This is a genomic window from Streptomyces sp. NEAU-W12 (assembly GCF_026242095.1).
Taxonomy (GTDB): domain Bacteria; phylum Actinomycetota; class Actinomycetes; order Streptomycetales; family Streptomycetaceae; genus Streptomyces.
Map to the genome: position 1 here is coordinate 1 of NZ_JAPJDM010000073.1, position 3,686 is coordinate 3,686.

Consider the following 3,686-nt stretch of genomic DNA (forward strand, 5'->3'; position numbering starts at 1 on the left):
TGGTGTTCCTGACCGCTCTGTACGCGTTCCGTGATCTGGCGGGTGTGCGGGCGGGGGAGTCGGTGCTGGTGCATGCCGGTGCGGGCGGTGTGGGTATGGCGGCGGTGCAGTTGGCGCGGCATCTGGGTGCGGAGGTGTTCGCCACCGCGAGTGAGGGCAAGTGGGACACTTTGCGGGGTCTGGGTCTGGACGACGATCACATCGCGTCCTCGCGTGATCTGGGTTTCGAGGAGAAGTTCCGGGCGGTGACCGGTGGCCGGGGCGTGGATGTGGTCCTGAACGCGCTTGCGGGTGGGTTCGTGGACGCGTCGTTGCGGCTGACGGCCGATGGTGGCCGGTTCCTGGAGATGGGCAAGACCGACATCCGTGACCCGCGTTCGGTGGAGCGGGTGGCCTATCGTGCCTTCGACCTGGGTGAGGCGGGTGCGGACCGTACGCAGGAGATGCTGCGGGAACTGGTGGGTCTGTTCGCCGAGGGGGCGTTGCGGCCCCTGCCGGTGAGGGTGTGGGACGTGCGGCGGGCGCGTGAGGCGTTCCGGTTCATGAGCCAGGCCAGGCACGTGGGCAAGATCGTGCTGACGATGCCGCCGCGCTGGAACCCCGAGGGCACCGTCCTCGTCACCGGCGGCACCGGCGCGCTCGGCGGACACCTCGCCCGCCTCGCCGCCTCGGGCATGCGGCACCTGCTGCTGACCAGCCGGCGCGGCCCGGACGCGCCGGGCGCCGCCGAACTCGCCGCAGAACTGCGCGAGCTGGGCGCCGAGGTGACCGTCGCGGCCTGCGACACCGCCGACCGTGAGGCCACCGCCGCGCTCCTCGCCGAGGTCCCCGCGGCGCACCCGCTGACCGCGGTCGTCCACACGGCCGGTGTCCTCGACGACGGCGTCGTCGCCTCGCTCACCCCGGAACGACTCGCCGCCGTCCTGCGGCCCAAGGTCGACGCCGCCTGGCACCTGCACGAACTCACCCGCGACCTGGATCTGGCGGCGTTCCTGCCGTTCTCGTCCATCGCCGGTGTCATGGGCAGCCCCGGCCAGGGCAACTACGCCGCCGCCAACTCCTTCCTCGACGCCCTGACCGCGCACCGCCGCTCCCTGGGCCTGGCCGGCACCTCGCTCGCCTGGGGCCCCTGGTCCCACGACGGCGGCATGACCAGCACCCTCTCCGACACCGACATGCGCCGCATGCAGTCCGGCGGGCTCCCGCCGCTCTCCGTCGACCAGGGCTTCGGCCTCTTCGACATCGCACGCGGCTCCGACGAGTCGTTCCTGGTCCTGGTCGGCCTCGCCCCCGGCGCCATGCGCGGCGCCGCCCCCGAGGACCTGCCGCCGCTCTTCCGCGGCATGGTCAGGAGCAGCCGCCGCACCGCCGCCGCCACCGACGCCGCCGGAGCCGCCGCCGCCCTCGGCGCCACACTCGGCGAGCTCCGCGCCGACGAACGCGTCCGGTACGTCACCGAACTGGTCCGCGAACAGGCCGCCCGGGTACTGGGCCACGCCACGCCGAAGGCCGTCGACGTCACCCAGGAGTTCCGGGAGCTCGGCTTCGACTCGCTGACCGCCCTGGAACTGCGCAACCACCTCTCCACGGCGACCGGGCTGCGCCTGCCGGCCACCCTCGTCTTCGACTACCCGACCCCCACGGCACTCGCCGAACACTTCGTCTCCGAGCTGGCCCCCGGCGACGAGGGCCCGCAGGGCCCCTCGCTGCTCGCCGAACTCGACCGCCTGGAAGCGCTCCTCACGGCCGGCGAGCCCGACGGGATCACCCGCGCGGGACTCGCCCTCCGGCTCGGCCAGATGCTGGACAAGGTGCGCGGCAGCGTGCCGGAGACGACCGGCACCCCCGTGCACGACGCCTTCGAATCGGCCAGCGCCGACGAGGTGTTCGCCTTCATCGACAACGAGCTCGGCCGCATGGGCGACCACTGAGACGAGCCGATTCACCACAGGAAGGGTTTCCCGCCATGCCCGATGACAAAAAGCTCGTCGACTACCTCAAGTGGGTCACGGCCGACCTGCACAAGACCCGTCGGCGGCTGGAGGAGGCCGAGGCGGGCCGGCACGAACCGATCGCCATCGTGGGCATGGCCTGCCGGCTGCCCGGCGAGGTGGCCTCCCCGGAGGACTTCTGGCAGCTGCTGGACGAGGGCCGCGACGGCATCGCCCCGTTCCCCACCGACCGGGGCTGGGACCTCGACGCCCTGGGCGGCGGGGGGGCCGGCAGCAGCGCCGCCGCCGAGGGGGGCTTCGTCGACGCCGCCGCCTTCGACGCCGGGTTCTTCGGGATCTCCCCGCGCGAGGCCGTCGCCATGGACCCGCAGCAGCGGCTGCTGCTGGAGACCACCTGGGAAGCGGTGGAGCGCGCCGGCCTCGACCCGGTGTCCCTGCGCGGTTCCCGCACCGGCGTGTTCGTCGGCACCGCCGGCGTCGACTACGTCGGCGTCGTGATGAACTCCCGCGAGGACGCGGAGGGCCACGCCACCACCGGCCTCACCGCCAGCGTGGTCTCCGGCCGCGTCGCCTACGCCTTCGACCTCGCCGGCCCGGCGGTGACCGTGGACACCGCCTGCTCCTCCTCCCTGGTCGCCCTCCACCTGGCCGCCCAGTCCCTGCGCCAGGGGGAGTGCTCCCTCGCCCTGGCGGGCGGCGTCACCGTCATGTCCACCCCCATGGGCTTCTCCGGCTTCACCCGCCAGGGCGGCATCTCCACCAGCGGCCGCTGCAAGGCGTTCGCCGACTCCGCCGACGGCACCGGCTGGTCCGAGGGCGCCGGCGTCCTCGTCCTGGAACGGCTCTCCGACGCCCGCCGCAACGGGCACCAGGTCCTGGCCGTGGTCCGCGGCTCCGCGGTCAACCAGGACGGCGCCTCCAACGGGCTGACCGCCCCCAACGGCCCCTCCCAGCAGCGTGTCATCCGCCAGGCCCTCGCCGGTGCCGGACTCTCACCCGCCGACGTGGACGCCGTCGAGGCCCACGGCACCGGCACGCCCCTCGGCGACCCCATCGAGGCACAGGCCCTGCTGGCCACCTACGGTCAGGACCGCCCCGAGGACCGGCCGCTGCTCCTGGGCTCGGTGAAGTCCAACATCGGCCACTCCCAGGCCGCCGCCGGAGTCGCCGGCGTCATCAAGACCGTCCTGGCCATCCGTCACGGCGTCCTGCCCAGGACCCTCCACGTCGACGCGCCCTCCACCCACGTCGACTGGACCGCGGGCAACGTCCGCCTGCTCACCGAACGCACCCCCTGGCCGGAGACCGGCCGGCCCCGCCGCGCCGCCGTGTCCTCCTTCGGCATCAGCGGCACCAACGCCCACCTCGTCGTCGAACAGGCTCCCGAACCAGAGGAGCCGGAGCAGTCCGCCCCACCGACGGCTCACCCGACGGTCGTGCCGTGGCCGGTCGCCGGCAAGACGAAGGACGCCCTGGAGGCACAGCTCGCAGGTGTCTCGGCCCTGACCGACGCCACCGCGCTGGACGTGGGCTTCTCGCTGGCGTCGGGGCGGTCGTTGTTCGAGCATCGGGCGGTGCTTCTCGCGGGTGCGGCGGGTGCGGCGGGGGAGCGGCCGGTGGAGGTGGCGCGTGGTCGTGCTGCCGAGCGGTCGCTGGCGGTGCTGTTCTCGGGTCAGGGTTCGCAGCGGGCCGGCATGGGCCGTGAGCTGTATGCCCGGTTCCCGGTGTTCGCGG

Annotated in this window: 2 protein-coding genes; both read left to right on the forward strand. The window is 73.6% G+C overall.

Features of this window, described 5'->3' with window-relative positions:
• The coding region (locus ORI94_RS34975) for an SDR family NAD(P)-dependent oxidoreductase (protein WP_416237957.1) at positions 1–1,931 on the forward strand (1,931 nt) is incomplete at its 5' end.
• Positions 1,932–1,966: 35 nt separating this feature from the next.
• Positions 1,967–3,686, forward strand: a 1,720-nt coding sequence (locus ORI94_RS34980; RefSeq protein ID WP_266083117.1) for a type I polyketide synthase, incomplete at its 3' end; no start/stop codon positions are given.